The organism is Candidatus Blastococcus massiliensis AP3 (assembly GCF_000582785.1).
Classification (GTDB): domain Bacteria; phylum Actinomycetota; class Actinomycetes; order Mycobacteriales; family Geodermatophilaceae; genus Blastococcus; species Blastococcus massiliensis.
Genome location: NZ_HG931173.1, coordinates 1,303,469 through 1,318,286, shown reverse-complemented (window position 1 = coordinate 1,318,286; position 14,818 = coordinate 1,303,469). Strand labels below are relative to the sequence as shown.

Below are 14,818 nucleotides of genomic sequence, written 5' to 3'. Positions count from 1 at the left end.
CCAGGGCCGGCGGAGCCCGGCAGGAGATGGACCGAACATGAGCACCGACCCGTCGACGGCGATGGCCTCGTCCGTGGCCGACGTGCCCGCGATCCCGGCCGAGCCGGCATCTGCGCAGGTCACGACGGTGGGGCTGACCACGCGGGAGCGGTCGATGCTCGACTTCGAGCGTCAGTGGTGGCGTCGCGCCGGCGCCAAGGAGACCGCGATCCGGGACCTCTTCGAGGTCGCGCCGACCCGCTACTACCAGGTGCTCAACGCCCTGGTCGACCGCCCCGAGGCCCTGGCGGCGGACCCTCTCCTGGTGCGGCGGCTCCGACGCGTCCGCGCGGCGCGGCAACGGACGCGTCCGTCCCGAGGTCCTGGGCAATGAGGCTCTCAACCACTAGATTCCGTCACCGTGGGCAGGCACGCGGGATCAGGCAGTGACGGGATGGGCGCTCCGGTGGCCGGTGGCCGTCGTCGGACGGACCTTCCCGACGGTCTCTGGCATGGGACCGACGAGCGGCTGAGCGACCATCCGACCGCCCCCGGCCGCGACCGCGCCCGGGTGAGCGCGGCGCCCTCGCGGCGTCCCACCGCGGCCGCCGTCGCCGCCCGCACCGTCGACCCGCCGCAGGTCTCCCGCTCGCGTCTCCCGCTGCCGCCCGTGCCCACGTCGGGCCGCCCGGCGAAGCCGGCGAGCTCCGCTGTCCGGTCCGGCGCGCCCGCGCCGCGTGTCCCCCGGCAGACCACGTCCTCCAGCGCCTCCGATTCGCACCACGGGGACTGGACCAGGGCGCCCCGCGGCCTGCCCTCCGAGGAGGAGATGCGCGCGGCCCTGGCTCCGGCCACCTCCGCGATCCCCGACCGCTCGGTGGCCGCTCGTGACGAGGACATCCCGTTCCTCGACGACTACCCCGCGCCGCGTGCCCAGCGCGCGTCCTCCCGCCCTCCGGTCGGTGGCCGGGCGGCGCTGCGCGCCGAGCGGCAGGCCGCCGAGGTCGCCCGCAAGAAGGCCGCCAAGGCCGGCGGCGTCGACCTCCTCGACGAGGAGCCCCGCCGCGCTCCCCGCCGCATGGCCAAGGGCCTGGTCGCCATGGGCGTCGTCGCCCTGGGCGTGCTGGGCGTCTACCAGTTCACCTCGCCGCAGACCGACGAGGCCGCGGCCACGACGCAGCAGGCCCCCGCACCGGCTCCGGTCGCCCCGGTCGCTCCGCTCCCGGAGCTGCCCGAGGACACCGCGCCCGTGGAGCCGCCCGTGACGACGCCGGTGCGTGCGCCGTTCGTCGTCCTGAACGCCACCACCGTCAACGGACTCGCGGCCAAGATCGCCGGCACCGTGGGCGCCGGCGGCTGGGAGTCGGCGGGTGTCGGCGCCTACCAGGGCACCGACGTCCCCGTGACGACGGTCTTCTTCACCGAGGGCGACGAGACCCAGCGCCAGGCCGCCATCCAGCTGGTCGACCAGTTCCCCGAGCTGCAGGGCCCGGCGCCGCGGTTCTTCGAGCTCCCGGCGGACGTCACCGCGCCCGGCCTGGTCATCGTCGCCGCCGGGGACTGGCAGCCCTGATCTAGAGGCCCGCGCGGACCGCCTGGGCCCAGCCCTCGCCCATCGCCCCGTCGGTGACGGTCGCGTTGGGGACGGCGGCGATCCGGTCGGTCATCCCGTCGACCCCCGCACCGTTGGCGGTGATCCACAGCCGGCCCACCGCCGGCGCCATCTCCAGGTCGCTCACGCTGTCGCCGATCGCCACCGCGTCGGCGGCCGCGATGCCGCGGCGCTCCAGGTCCCATGCGATCGCTGCGCCCTTCGAGATGCCGCGGGGCATCAGGTGGTAGACCCGCGGTGGCGCGGGGTCGGGGTCCAGCGACATCCGTGACGTCGCCGGGATGGCGCCGTTGTCCTTGAGCGTCAGCCAGCCTGCTCCCCGCTCGGCCAGCCACGCGTCGACGGCCATCGGGTCGACCCGGCCGCGCAGCAGGGCGTCGGTGTCGTGCGTGGTGTGCCACGGCGCGTGCCACTCCAGCTCTCCGGGGTGCGCGGCGATGAGCTCCTCGACGATCCCGAGCTCGGCCATGGCCGCCATCGGTGTCCGGTCGCCGAACCCCTCGGGGAAGTCGCCCCGGAGGCGGTGCACGTTCCGGCCGGCGTCCCAGGCGACCGTCGCGCCCAGTTCGGCGATCGCGCCGTCGGCGGCGAAGATGCGCGCGGCCTCCACGACCTGCTCGAACGTCCTCCCGCTCACCAGCACCAGCGGGATGCCCGCGCGGTGCAGATCCAGCAGGGCCGCGGCCGGATCCGCGGTCAGGTCGCGTGCGGCCGTGTGCCAGAAGGAGCCGCGCGGACCCACCATCGTGCCGTCGAGGTCGGTGTAGACGATGCGGGCTGCCACGCCTTCCATCCTGTCCGCCGCCCTCGCCGCCGCATCCGGTGGGTAGAGTTCGGGCGTTCACTCATCCAGAGGGGCAGAGGGACACGGCCCGATGAAGCCCCGGCAACCGCCGCCTGCGCGTCAGCGCAGCGGGAGGTGCCAATTCCGTCCTGTGCGGCTCGACGGCCCGACGCAGGGAAGATGAGGAGGTAGTCGTCGCATGACACTGACCGCTCCTGATGGCACCAGGATCAGCGCAGCCGCCCAGGCGGACTCGAGCGCCGGCGGCCCCGTGCCGCCCTGTCCCGCCCGCGGCCTGGTCTGCCGCAACTGCGGGGCCACGTTCGGGCTCATCGCCGAGCACGCCTGCGCCGAGTGCTTCGGCCCGCTGGAGGTCGACTACGACCCCGAGGTGATGCGCGCCGTCACCCGGGAGCAGATCGAGGCCGGCCCGCAGAACATCTGGCGCTACGTGGCCCTGCTGCCGGTCGGCCAGAACCCCGCCGACCGCGTCTCGCTCGACCCGGGCATGACACCGCTGGTCCGCGCCGACCGCCTCGCCGACGAGCTGGGCATCACCGGCGGCCTGTGGGTCAAGGACGACTCGGCCAACCCCACGCACTCGTTCAAGGACCGCGTGGTCAGCCTCGCCGCCACCGCCGCCAAGGGGCTCGGATACCGCAAGATCGCCGCCGCCTCCACCGGCAACCTGGCCAACTCCGTCGCCGCCCACGCCGCGCGGATGGGCCTGCCCTCCTTCGTCTTCGTCCCCTCCGACCTCGAGCCGGGGAAGATCGTGCAGTCGGCGGTCTACGGCCAGACGCTGGTCGCTGTCGACGGCTCCTACGACGACGTCAACCGGCTGACCAGCGAGCTCGCCGAGACCGACGAGTTCGAGGACACCGCCTTCGTCAACCAGAACGTGCGGCCCTACTACGCCGAGGGCTCCAAGACGATGGGCTACGAACTCGCCGAGCAGCTGGGCTGGCGCATCCCGGCCCAGGTCGTCATCCCCATGGCGTCGGGGTCGCTGCTCACCAAGGTGGACAAGGCGTTCCGCGAGCTGGCCGCCGCCGGCATCGTCGAGGACACCGGGTGGACGATCTTCGGCGCGCAGTCGGCCGGCTGCGACCCGATCGCGACGGCCTTCGACAACGGCTGGGAGGTCGTGAAGCCGGTGAAGCCCACGGGCATCGCGAAGTCGCTGAACATCGGCAACCCCGCCGATGGCCCGTACGCCCTCGACGCGATCCGCCGCACCGGCGGCGCGGTCGGCCGGGTGGGCGACGACGAGATCGTGCAGGGCATCCGCGACCTCGCCCGCACCACCGGCGTCTTCGCCGAGACCGCCGGCGGCGTCACCGTCGCCGTCCTCCGGCAGCTGGTGGAGAACGGGCGGCTGGACCCGGCCAAGGAGACCGTCGTCCTCAACACCGGTGAGGGGCTCAAGACGCTCGACCCGCTGGAGCCGGTGGTCGGCCCGACGCACCACGTCGAGCCGTCGCTGAAGTCGGCGCGGCAGGCCGGCCTCATCGGCTGACGGTCGGGCCGCCACGCCGTATCACACCTTGCGGGTTCGTGCGCGTTCGGAGAGTGACCTTGGCCACTCGTTCCTGTACGGTCCCGTTCGGTTCGACCTCCATGTTCGTGTTCGCGGGCGGAAGAGCGAGACCTCGCCCCATCAGCAGCGGTGGGGTGACCGCACGCACGAACGTGGGAGCACACGTGGCACAGGGCACCGTGAAGTGGTTCAACGCCGAGAAGGGTTTCGGCTTCATCGCCGTCGACGGCGGCCAGGACGTCTTCGTCCACTACTCGGCCATCCAGATGGACGGCTACAAGTCCCTCGACGAGGGCCAGCGGGTGGAGTTCGAGGTCGTCCAGGGCGCGAAGGGTCCGCAGGCCGACGCGGTGCGCAGCGCCTGACCGATCGCCCGGCAGAGGCCCGGTTCCCCGTGCGGGGGGCCGGGCCTCCGTCGTTCCCGCTCCCGGGTGGAAGAGCCCCCTCCGACCCCCGTTCTTGCACTCGCAGGGGCCGAGTGCCAAACTCGTTTCTGGCACTCGGGGCTCCTGAGTGCCAATCAGGTCGGAACGGTGAGGCACCGGCGCGCGGACGAAAGGGAGTCCGCGTCCCCCGGTGTCGTCCGTCGCGGGCACCCACCCGGCCGTGCAGCGATCCATGCTCGGAGGACATCACCACATGGCCAAGATGATCGCGTTCAACGAAGAGGCGCGCCGCGGCCTCGAGCGAGGGATGAACACCCTCGCCGACGCCGTCAAGGTGACCCTCGGCCCCCGTGGCCGGAACGTCGTTCTTGAGAAGAAGTGGGGTGCGCCCACCATCACCAACGATGGTGTGAGCATCGCCAAGGAGATCGAGCTCGAGGACCCGTGGGAGAAGATCGGGGCCGAGCTCGTCAAGGAGGTCGCCAAGAAGACCGACGACGTCGCGGGTGACGGCACCACCACCGCCACCGTGCTGGCCCAGGCGCTCGTGCGCGAGGGTCTGCGCAACGTCGCCGCCGGCGCCAACCCGATGGCCCTGAAGAAGGGCATCGAGGCCGCCGTCGCCTCGGTCTCGGAGTACCTTCTCTCGACCGCCAAGGACGTCGAGACCAAGGAGCAGATCGCGGCCACGGCCTCGATCTCCGCCGCTGACCCCGCCATCGGTGAGCTCATCGCCGAGGCCATGGACAAGGTCGGCAAGGAAGGTGTCATCACCGTCGAGGAGAGCAACACCTTCGGTCTCGAGCTCGAGCTCACCGAGGGCATGCGCTTCGACAAGGGTTACATCTCGCCCTACTTCGTCACCGACACCGAGCGCATGGAGGCCGTCCTCGACGACCCGTACGTGCTCGTCGTCAACTCGAAGATCAGCACCGTCAAGGACCTGCTCCCGCTGCTGGAGAAGGTCATGCAGTCGGGCAAGCCGCTGGCGATCATCGCCGAGGACGTCGAGGGCGAGGCCCTCGCGACCCTGGTCGTGAACAAGATCCGTGGCACCTTCAAGTCCGTCGCCGTCAAGGCCCCGGGTTTCGGTGACCGCCGCAAGGCCATGCTGACCGACATCGCCATCCTCACCGGTGGCCAGGTCATCAGCGAGGAGGTCGGCCTCAAGCTCGACAACGCCGACCTCGAGCTGCTCGGCCGCGCCCGCAAGGTCGTCGTCACCAAGGACGAGACGACGATCGTCGAGGGTGCGGGTGACACCGACCAGATCCAGGGCCGGGTCAACCAGATCCGCAGCGAGATCGAGCGTTCGGACTCCGACTACGACCGCGAGAAGCTCCAGGAGCGCCTGGCCAAGCTGGCCGGTGGCGTCGCCGTCATCAAGGCCGGCGCCGCGACCGAGGTCGAGCTCAAGGAGCGCAAGCACCGCATCGAGGACGCGGTGCGCAATGCCAAGGCCGCCGTCGAGGAGGGCATCGTCGCCGGTGGTGGCGTCGCTCTCGCGCAGGCCACGGCCGTCGCGTTCGACAAGCTCGAGCTCGAGGGTGACGAGGCGACCGGTGCCAACATCGTGCGCGTCGCGCTCGAGGCGCCGCTGAAGCAGATCGCGATCAACGCCGGCCTCGAGGGTGGCGTCGTCGCGGAGAAGGTCCGCAACTCGGAGACCGGCTGGGGCCTCAACGCCGCCACCGGCGAGTACGTGGACCTGGTCGCGGCCGGGATCATCGACCCCGCCAAGGTGACCCGCTCCGCGCTGCAGAACGCCGCCTCCATCGCGGCGCTCTTCCTCACCACCGAGGCCGTCATCGCCGACAAGCCGGAGAAGAACGCTCCGGCCCCCGGCGGCGGCGACATGGGTGGCATGGGCGGCATGGACTTCTGACGAAGGACCCCGCTGCCCCCCACGCCTCGCACGCTCGGCGCGGGACCCTGCAGCAGGGCCGTTCCAGGTCCGTCACGTAACACCAGCACTGCCCGGCAGGGGCGGTCCGCTTGCGAGCGGGCCGCCCCTGTCGGCGTTCGCGGACGAGTTCGTGATCACCACCGGCGCACCGGGCCCTCCCCGCGTGGGAGACCCCGGTGGACCGGTGCTGATCATGGAGCGCGTCCGTCCGGACGGTGCTCGGTCACTCCTCCGGGGCGAAGACGCAGAACTCGTTGCCCTCGGGGTCGGCCAGGACGCTCCACTCGATCTCGTCGTCGGCCTCGCGCACCATCGTGGCGCCGGCCGCCAGCAGCGGCCACGTCTCGCCGACGACGTCGAAGTGCATGCGGTTCTTGATCGTCTTGCGCTCGGGCACCGGCACGATCCACATCAGCGGACCCTCGCCGTCGGGGTCGACGATCGGGATGGGCCAGTCGTGCGGGCGGGGCTCGTCGTCCTCGGGGGTCCCGGCGTCCTCGAGCGCGTCCCGCCGGACGTAGCCGATCGCACTGCACCACCAGTCGGCCAGCGCGTGGTGGTCGTCGGCGTCGAGGCAGAGGTCCTTGAAACGTGCCGGTGCGTCAGCCATGAGCAGGCAGGGTAGGCGGCCATCCGTGGCCGTGATCATCGGGACGTCGGGTTGGCAGTACCGCGACTGGCGCGGCGCCTTCTACCCGCCGAAGCTCGCCCAGAGGCTGTGGCTCGAGCACTACGTCGAGCACTTCGACACGGTCGAGAGCAACAACGCCTTCTACCGGCTGCCGGAGCGCGAGACGTTCGAGAAGTGGCGCGACCGCACGCCGCCGGACTTCCGCTGGGCGGTCAAGGCCAGCCGGTTCCTCACCCACATCAAGCGGCTGCGCGAGCCCGAGGAGCCGGTCGGCCGGCTGATGGACCGGGCGGCCGGCCTGGGCGCGAAGCTCGACACGATCCTGCTGCAGCTGCCGCCCACCCTGAAGGCCGACGCAGAATTGCTGCGCGAGTGCCTGGCGCAGTTCCCGCCCGGGACGCGGGTCGCCGTCGAGCCGCGGCACGAGTCGTGGTGGACCGACGAGATCCGCGCGCTGCTCGAGCGCTACGGCGCGGCCTTGTGCTGGGCCGACCGCGACGAGCAGCCGATCGCCTCGCTGTGGCGCACCACCGACTGGGGCTACCTGCGCTTCCACCACGGCTTCGAGAGCTGGGGCTATCGGGAGGAGACCCTGCAGCTGTGGGCGGACCGCGTCGTCAGCACCTACGGCGACGGCGATGTGCTCGTCTACTTCAACAACGACCCGGGCTGCAACGCCGTCATCGACGCGGTGCGGTTCGCCGACGCCGTCCGCCGGGCCGGGGGCACCCCGACCCGGGTGCCCACCGCCGACCAGGCGACCGGAGCTGCCTGGGCCCCGGTGTGAACCGGGCGCGCGGTGGTCAGTCCGTGCGGCCGGGGCCCCGACCCTGACGTCCGGCGGGTTGCTCGGAGGTGGCGGCCGGCCCCTCGGCCGCCGCTCCGCCTCCCGTCCGTGAGCCCCGCTGGGCCTCGCGAGCGGCATGTTCCTGCGCCCGCGCTGCTTCGCGGGTGGCCTTCTCGGCCTCGTGCGCCTCGTGCCGCTCCAGGTTCCGCTGCAGCGTGGCGTGCGCGTTCTCGTTCGCGTGCTGGAGAGCGTTCTCCAGGCCGTGCGCGGCACCGGCGTCGGTCACGTCGTCCGCGGTGCCGTCCTCGGGAGCGCCCTCCGGGGCGTCGTCCCCGGGCAGTTCCTCGACGACCGGCACCTCGACCTCGACCACGTCGTCCGCGGGCGTCGTGTCGTCCGACGCGGGCAGCTCGAAGGGCGTCACCGTCTCGACGGCGCCGGCCACGGTGTCCTGCACCGGGGCGGGCAGCACGCCCGCTGCTCCCGCGCCGGTCACGCTGGCCGCGGCGATCCCCAGACCGGCAGCTGCCTTGGCGACGGCGCTCCCACCGGTGATCTTGGCGGCGACGGCGGCCAGTGTCTCGAGAACTGCCATGAACCTGTGCTCCTCCGGGCGGGCGCTGCGAATGCGGCGTTCCCCCTGTCTTCGGCAGGACGGACGGCCACCTTCAGCGATGTCACCCGAACGGAGCCATGGAGGCCGCGGTGCCCTCGGCGTGGCGGACGCCGAGCTGCTCGGCCGCCCGGCCCAGCACGTCCTGCACGGCGAGGGTGTCGGCCAGCGGCATGACCGCGCTCTCGGTCCGGCCGGCGCGCAGGCACTCGGTGACCTCGATCAGCTCGTGCGCGTACCCCACGCCGGTCTGCGGCCGGGTGATCCTCTCGGGGTCCGCGCCGGCCCGGTGCAGCACGATCGTGTCCGGGTGGTGGAACCGGGGGAGGACGTCGATCCAGCCGGCGGTCCCGAACACCCGCGCCTGACCGGGCAGCGCCTGGCGCAGCGACGCGAGCAACGTGGCCGCGCGGCCGTCGTCGTAGCCGAGCAGCAGCGCGGCCTCGGCGTCGACACCGGTGGGGAACAGGGAGCCGGTGGCGACGACGCGCTGCGGGGTGCCCAGGAGCATCTGGGCGAAGGAGACGACGTAGACGCCGAGGTCGAGCAGCGCGCCGCCACCGAGATCGAGGGCGAACAGCCGGTCCACCGGGTCGTACTCGCGGGAGACGCCGAGGTCGGCCTGGACCGAGCGCACCTCGCCGATCGCGCCGTCGGCGATCAGCTCGTTCACCGTGACGACCACCGGCTGGAAGCGCGTCCACATCGCCTCCATGACGAAGACGCCGGACCGCCGGGCGGCGTCGATCACCTCGGCGGCACCGGCCGTCGTCGCCGTGAACGACTTCTCCACGAGCAGCGCCTTGCCGGCGCGCAGGGCGGCGAGGGAGAAGGCGGCGTGCTGGGCGTGCGGGGTGGCGACGTAGAGGACGTCGACCTCGGGGTCGGCGAGGATCTCGGCGTAGCTGCCGTACGCCCGCTCCAGCCCGTGCCGGGCGGCGAAGGCGTCGGCCCGCTCCTGCGACCGCGAGGCGACCGCGGTGACGCGGGCGTGCGGCACGTGCGCGAAGTCGGGCAGGACGCTCTCGGCGATGCGCCCCGGACCCACGACGCCCCACCGGATCTCCGCGCTCACCGCTCCCACGCTAGCCGCGGCAGGCAGACTGCTGCCGTGGCCGTGCTCATCGACACCCCGGTGTGGCCGTGGCGGGGGCGCAGGTGGTCGCACCTGGTCAGCGACGTCTCCTACGAGGAGCTGCACGCGTTCGTCGGCGCCGAGCTGGGCATCCCGCGACGGGCGTTCCAGGGCGACCACTACGACGTCCCGGAGGACCTCTACGAGGCCGCGGTGGCCGCCGGCGCGCAGCCGGTGGACTGCAGGGAGCTGCTCAGCCGCCTGCTGGCGGCGGGGTTGCGGGTCCGGAAGCTGCGCGACCCCGCAGCAGGGTGAGCTCGGCGGTCATGTTGGCCCGCGCCCGTGGCTCCCACTCGCCGGCGACGGCGGGCAGGTGGAACAGCCGGGGGAGTGCCAGCAGCTGCTCGAGGACGGCGATCCGGCCGGCGGTGAACACCTCGTCGGACAGGTGCCCGTACTCCTCCCGCACGGCCGACGCGTAGGTGGCGTAGGCGTCCGGCGGCCCCGCCAGCACGGCCAGGTCGGCGTCGCAGAGCACCGCGCCGTTCTCGTCGCCGGGCTCGGCCGCGTGCCCGGCGGTGAGGAGCACCAGCCGCTCGACCTCCGCGATCCGCTCGTCCGGCACCAGGCCGCGCAGCCCCGCGCGGGCGCGCCCGGCGCTCACCGCCTCGTTGTCGTTGCGCTGCGGGTCGTAGACGACGTCGTGGTACCAGGCGGCCAGCGCCACCGCGTCCGGATCGGGTGCCTCGGCGGACAGCTGCCCGACCAGACCCAGGACGGCAGCCAGGTGGGCGAGGTCGTGGTACCGGCGGTGCGGCTCGCTCCACGCGGCGACGACGGCGGCCCACTCGGTGCGGGACGTGGGGGAGTCACCGGCCACCGCCGCCCACGCGTCGAAGCCGACCAGGTCGCTCACCCGGGCAGTCTGGCACGGGGGGCCGGCGATGATCAGGTGACCTGATCATCGAGGGTCCTCCCTCGCCGTCGGCGGTGAGGGAGGACGCCGCACGGTGAGGGAGGACGGCGCACGGTGAGGGAGGACGGCGTTCGGATGTCGTCCCGATACCGTGCGGCCGTGACGCAGCCGCCGCCCCCTCCGGGCTGGTACCCCGACCCCGCAGGAACTCCCGGCACCCGCTGGTGGGACGGGCAGGGCTGGACCGAGCACGTCCAGCAGGCAGCCCCGCCGGCGGCGCCACCGCCGCCCCCCGCACCCCTTCCGGCAGCGCCGCAGGGCACCGGTCCGTCGCTGTACGACCAGCCGGTGCTGCTGGTGAACCAGAAGACGAAGCTGATCGAGCTCACCAACGAGTACGCGGTGCTCGACGGCGACGGCCGGCAGATCGGCGCCGTCGTCCAGGTCGGGCAGAGCACGATGAAGAAGGCCGTGCGGCTGTTCAGCAGCTTCGACCAGTTCCTCACCCACCGGCTCGAGGTGCGCGACGCCCGCGGCCCGGTCCTGGTGCTGACCCGGCCGGCCAAGCTGATGAAGTCACGGGTCGTCGTCGAGCGCCCCGACGGCACCCCGCTCGGTGAGATCGTGCAGGCCAACGTCTTCGGCAAGATCCGCTTCGACCTGGTGGCCGGCGGTCAGGTGGTCGGGGCGATCCAGGCGGAGAACTGGCGGGCCTGGGACTTCGCGATCACCGACGCGACCGGCACCGAGGTCGCCCGCATCACGAAGAAGTGGGAGGGCCTGGCCCGCACGATGTTCACCACGGCCGACCGGTACGTCGTCCTGGTCCACTTCCGGCTGCCCGAGCCGCTGGCGAGCATGGTGCTGGCCTCCGCGCTGACGGTCGACACGGCGCTCAAGCAGGACGACCGCGGCTTCAATTGAACGGCAGTCCTCCGGACTGCACCGCGGCCAATTGCCGTTCCCGGCCGCCGCGGAGCCGCTGCGTCACGCCTGCGCGGACCCCTTCGGGGCCCACTCGGCGTGACAGGACGGGCCCTCGTGGAGCGCGTAGCCTGGGTCCTGTCCGGGCCGGGTGCATCGTGCCCCCGGGTGCCATTTGGTTACGCCTTCACGGACTACCGCCCCGGCCTCGGCCGGGGGCTGGAGCCGCGTTGTGCATCTCGCCGCGAGGCGGCCGTCATCCGGTCCGGACCTGAACGCAGACGAGCCCCGCTCCAGCAGGAGCGGGGCTCGTCCGTGCAGCGGGTCAGCGCTGCTCAGTAGGTCTCTTCGGTGGTGCTCCGCCGCACCGGGGCGCCCCCGGCGGGATCGCCGTGGGCATCGGTCCGGGTGACCCGTCGCTGACGGGGGCCCCAGACGGCCATCTCGAGCACGATGCCGAGCGCACCGACGATCATCAGGATCCAGCCGACCACCTGCAGGTCGACGCCGCTGACGTCCACCTCCAGCGCGAAGGTCAGGATCGCGCCGAGCGCGAGCAGGACGATGGCAGTTCCGAGTCGCATGCCGAACTCCCTTCCTCACGGTCCGGCGCGCACGACGCTGGGCAGGCCGACCGGCGGCGGTCGCCGCGGCCGAGGCATGCCCGGCCGAACGCCGGCCCAACCGCTTGACCTGCCCGTATCCCTCGAACGGGGTGTGTCTGAGGGGCCTTAGACGCTCGGCCGGCGCCGGGAGCACCAGGACTGCGTGGTCGCCCGATGCCCGGGGCGTGCACTCAGGACGAACGTTCCTCGCGTCCACTCCGGACGACGAGAGGAACGGCCATGACCGACTACTACATCGACCCGGGCCTCGAGGCCGAGCTGCGCTACCGCCGCGAGGTCCTCCAGAACATCGGCCGGCGTCGTCCCTCCGGCGGACCCTCCTGGTGGCGCCGTCGGCGGCAGATCCGCTGACCACATCCTCCCGGCCGGGGACCTCGGAGATGTCGGAGCCCCGTGGAACGATCACCGACGTGTCACGCTGGGACGACGCGCCGCTGGTCGGCCGGGACGAGGAGCTCGCCCGGCTGCTCGCGCACGTGGACCGCGCGGTGGCCGGGCGCTCGTCCGCGGTGCTCCTCGCCGGTGACGCGGGGGTCGGCAAGACCCGGCTGCTCGACGAGCTGAGCAGTCGCGCCGCCGCGTCCGGGCTGCGCGTGCTCACCGGTCACTGCGTCGACCTGGGCGACGTCGGTCTGCCCTACCTTCCGTTCGTCGACCTGCTCCGGCCGGTCGCCGCCGATCCCGGCCTGGCTCCCGTCGCGCGGGAGCACCCGGTGCTCACCGCGTTGCTCTCCGGCGCCGGGGCCGTGGCGCCCGTCCGGCCACCGGGGGAGGGGCAGGACCTCGGCCGCCCGCTGCCCAACCGGGCCGCCCCGCAGCCGGTGGACGACGGCCGTCTGCAGCTGTTCGAGTCGGCCGCGCATCTCCTGTGCGAGCTGGCTGCGACGGCGCCGCTGCTGCTCGTGCTCGAAGACCTGCACTGGGCCGACCGCTCCAGCCGCGACCTGCTGCGGTACCTGCTGGCCCGGCTGGTCGACGAGCCGATCCTCGTGGTCGCCTCCTACCGCTCCGAGGACCTGCACCGGCGGCACCCGCTGCGGCCCCTGCTCGCCGAGCTCGTCCGGCTGCCCGGGGTCGAGCGCATCGAGCTCTCGCCCCTGCCCTCCACCGCGGTGCGGGAGCTGGTGCAGGGGCTCGCCGGAGAGGTCGGCGGGCTCACCGAGAGCGCGCTCGACGACGTCGTCGCCCGGGCCGAGGGCAATGCGTTCTTCGCCGAGGAGCTGCTGGCCGCGGGCGTGCACGACGAGGCACTGCCGTGGGCGCTGGCCGACGTCCTGATGACGCGGGTGGAGCAGCGATCGCCCGCCGCGCAGCAGGTGCTGCGCGTGGCCGCCGTCGCCGGCCGCATGGTGCGGCACGAGTGGCTGGCAGCGGTCGTCGAGCTCACGCCGGAGGAGGTCCAGCGGGCGCTCGCCGAGACCGTCCACCACCACCTCCTCGTCGTCCACGACGACGGCCGCTACCGCTTCCGGCACGCCCTGCTCCGCGAAGCCGTGCTGGCCGACCTCCTCCCCGGCGAGGCGGTGCGGCTGCACGCCGCGATCGCCGCCTACCTGGCCGCCCACCCGAGTGCGGGCACCGCCGCCGAGCGGGTGCACCACTCCCGCGGGAGCAACGACCTGCCCGGGGCGCTGACCGCCGCGCTCGAAGCGGCCGACGACGCCTGCTGCGTCGGCGCTCCCGCCGAACAGCTCCAGCACCTCGAGTCCGCTCTGGCGCTGTGGTCGGCGGTGCCGGACGCCGAGGAGCGCGCCGGCCGAGACCAGGCGGCGCTGTTGCTGGAGACCGCCGTGGCCGCGCGGGCGGCTGGTGAGATGCACCGCGCCCTGGCGCTGCTCCGGTCCGCTCTGGAGACCCTCGGCCCCGACGGCGACCCGGCGGCGAGGGCGCGGGTGCACTACACGCTCGCGCAGGCGATGGTGCGGGTCGAGGACCTGGCCGGTGCGGCCGAGCAGAGCGCCGCCGCGCTGCAGCTGGTACCGGCCGACCCGCCGTCGGAGGCGCGCACCTGGGCCGCGGCGACGCACGCACGGATGAGCTACGCGATGGGTCGGCTGGAGGAAGGCGACGCGGCGGCCGAGGAGGCGCTGGCCGCGGCCGACGCGCTGGGCCTCGACAGCGCGTGGGCCGACACCGCGATCTCGCAGACGGGCAACCGGCCGGGCGAGGACATCGCCTGGGTCACGCGGCGGCTGGAGGAGGCCCGGGTGCGGGCCCGTCGCGCCGGTGACGTCGACGTCGAGATGCGGGCCCTGTTCAACCTGGCGACTCTCGCGCTCGACGACGGCCGGCTCGACGACGTCGTCGACCTGACCGGCCGCGGGATCCAGCAGGCCCGCGAGCAGGGCATGGAGTGGGCCTTCTACCCGGTGGAGCTACGGCACTTCCGGGTCACCGCCCTGTACATGACCGGCCGCTGGGACGAGAGCCTGGCCGAGGCCGACGAGCTGGCCCGGGTACCGGACATGGCGGCGCACCTGCGAGCCGCGGCGCTGCTCGTTCTGGTGGGGCGCGGTGCGCCGGAGGCCCGGGAGCGGCTGGACTGGGCTCGCGCCCTCGTGTCCAGGCTCCAAGCCCACGTGATGCTCATCCTCGTCACGTCGGCGGCGGAGATCGACCTCGCGGCGTGGTCCGGCGATCCGGCCACCGCGCTGGAGGCCTGCACGACCGCCACCGACCGGCTGCGGGCCATCTGGGACACCGACCACCTGGGCGTGCTCCGGATGGTCGCCACCGCGCTCGCCCCGGCCGCTGACGCCGCGTGCGCCGCCCGGCTCGTGGGTGACACCGCGACGGCGGAGCACTGGATGAAGGAAGCGCAACCGCTCGTGGAGCTGGCCCGCTCCGCCGTCGACATCTACGTCGAGGCGTTCGGTGAGCCCGGACTCGAGGGCAAGGCCTGGCACGCGCGCGTGCTGGCCGAGACTGCTCGGCTGCGCGGGGATGTCGCCCCGGAGTTGTGGCGGACGTGCGTCGAGGCGTTCGGCGGCTTCGGGCACGTCTACGAGCAGGCGCGGTCGCGCTGGCGGCTGGCCGAGG

Annotated in this window: 16 protein-coding genes and 1 riboswitch; of the genes, 10 read left to right on the top strand and 6 right to left on the bottom strand. The window is 73.2% G+C overall.

The features are described from left to right. The first annotated feature begins 37 nt into the window (after positions 1 to 37). Complete coding sequence (locus BN344_RS06515) at positions 38 to 373, top strand: DUF3263 domain-containing protein (protein WP_081788391.1); 336 nt, start codon at positions 38 to 40, stop codon at positions 371 to 373. 177 nt (positions 374 to 550) lie between these two features. Continuing rightward, the gene (locus BN344_RS06510; protein WP_155858773.1) at positions 551 to 1,552 is read left to right on the top strand and encodes a LytR C-terminal domain-containing protein; all 1,002 of its coding nucleotides are present in this window, start codon (positions 551 to 553) and stop codon (positions 1,550 to 1,552) included. Between the two features lies 1 nt (position 1,553). Here the strand turns inward: BN344_RS06510 and BN344_RS06505 are convergent, their stop codons facing one another. Beyond that, positions 1,554 to 2,384, bottom strand: a complete 831-nt coding sequence (locus BN344_RS06505) for an HAD family hydrolase (RefSeq protein WP_231486537.1) — start codon at positions 2,382 to 2,384, stop codon at positions 1,554 to 1,556. Positions 2,385 to 2,433: 49 nt separating this feature from the next. Then, a riboswitch (SAM riboswitch) is annotated at positions 2,434 to 2,562 on the top strand. Between the two features lie 12 nt (positions 2,563 to 2,574). Here BN344_RS06505 and thrC point away from each other — a divergent pair. The 3 genes from thrC to groL all read left to right on the top strand — a co-directional run bounded on the left by thrC (position 2,575) and on the right by groL (position 6,186). After that, on the top strand, positions 2,575 to 3,894 hold the full coding sequence (gene thrC, locus BN344_RS06500) for a threonine synthase (RefSeq protein WP_197022244.1): 1,320 nt from the start codon (positions 2,575 to 2,577) through the stop codon (positions 3,892 to 3,894). A gap of 185 nt (positions 3,895 to 4,079) precedes the next feature. After that, positions 4,080 to 4,280, top strand: coding sequence for a cold-shock protein (locus BN344_RS06495; RefSeq protein WP_040337424.1), 201 nt, complete (start codon positions 4,080 to 4,082; stop codon positions 4,278 to 4,280). A gap of 274 nt (positions 4,281 to 4,554) precedes the next feature. Further along, positions 4,555 to 6,186, top strand: coding sequence for a chaperonin GroEL (gene groL, locus BN344_RS06490; protein ID WP_040337423.1), 1,632 nt, complete (start codon positions 4,555 to 4,557; stop codon positions 6,184 to 6,186). Positions 6,187 to 6,430: 244 nt separating this feature from the next. Here the strand turns inward: groL and BN344_RS06485 are convergent, their stop codons facing one another. Continuing rightward, the gene (locus BN344_RS06485; protein ID WP_040337422.1) at positions 6,431 to 6,817 is read right to left on the bottom strand and encodes a VOC family protein; all 387 of its coding nucleotides are present in this window, start codon (positions 6,815 to 6,817) and stop codon (positions 6,431 to 6,433) included. 25 nt (positions 6,818 to 6,842) lie between these two features. On the opposite strand from BN344_RS06485, the gene BN344_RS06480 reads away from it, so the two are divergent. Continuing rightward, a complete protein-coding gene (locus BN344_RS06480) occupies positions 6,843 to 7,625 on the top strand; it encodes a DUF72 domain-containing protein (RefSeq protein ID WP_040337421.1) in 783 nt (260 codons plus the stop codon). A 16-nt stretch (positions 7,626 to 7,641) separates the two neighbouring features. On the opposite strand, the gene BN344_RS06475 is transcribed toward BN344_RS06480, so the two are convergent. Beyond that, complete coding sequence (locus tag BN344_RS06475) at positions 7,642 to 8,220, bottom strand: hypothetical protein (RefSeq protein ID WP_040337420.1); 579 nt, start codon at positions 8,218 to 8,220, stop codon at positions 7,642 to 7,644. An 82-nt stretch (positions 8,221 to 8,302) separates the two neighbouring features. Next, entirely contained in the window at positions 8,303 to 9,313 is a 1,011-nt protein-coding gene (locus BN344_RS06470) for a Gfo/Idh/MocA family protein (RefSeq protein WP_040337419.1), read from the bottom strand. Between the two features lie 36 nt (positions 9,314 to 9,349). On the opposite strand from BN344_RS06470, the gene BN344_RS06465 reads away from it, so the two are divergent. Next, on the top strand, positions 9,350 to 9,628 hold the full coding sequence (locus BN344_RS06465; protein ID WP_040337418.1) for a DUF4031 domain-containing protein: 279 nt from the start codon (positions 9,350 to 9,352) through the stop codon (positions 9,626 to 9,628). On the opposite strand, the gene BN344_RS06460 is transcribed toward BN344_RS06465, so the two are convergent. After that, positions 9,567 to 10,229, bottom strand: coding sequence for an HD domain-containing protein (locus BN344_RS06460; protein WP_040337417.1), 663 nt, complete (start codon positions 10,227 to 10,229; stop codon positions 9,567 to 9,569). The two genes, BN344_RS06465 and BN344_RS06460, sit on opposite strands and share 62 nt — an antisense overlap. Before the next feature lie 159 nt (positions 10,230 to 10,388). On the opposite strand from BN344_RS06460, the gene BN344_RS06455 reads away from it, so the two are divergent. Next, positions 10,389 to 11,153, top strand: coding sequence for a phospholipid scramblase-related protein (locus BN344_RS06455; RefSeq protein WP_040337416.1), 765 nt, complete (start codon positions 10,389 to 10,391; stop codon positions 11,151 to 11,153). 335 nt (positions 11,154 to 11,488) lie between these two features. Here BN344_RS06455 and BN344_RS06450 read toward each other — a convergent pair whose 3' ends face one another. Beyond that, entirely contained in the window at positions 11,489 to 11,737 is a 249-nt protein-coding gene (locus tag BN344_RS06450) for a DUF6458 family protein (protein WP_040337415.1), read from the bottom strand. A 261-nt stretch (positions 11,738 to 11,998) separates the two neighbouring features. Between BN344_RS06450 and BN344_RS21000 the strand changes: the two genes are divergently transcribed. Beyond that, positions 11,999 to 12,130, top strand: a complete 132-nt coding sequence (locus tag BN344_RS21000) for a hypothetical protein (RefSeq protein ID WP_269319878.1) — start codon at positions 11,999 to 12,001, stop codon at positions 12,128 to 12,130. A 59-nt stretch (positions 12,131 to 12,189) separates the two neighbouring features. Next, on the top strand, positions 12,190 to 14,818 hold a 2,629-nt coding region (locus BN344_RS06445), incomplete at its 3' end, for an ATP-binding protein (protein WP_040338055.1).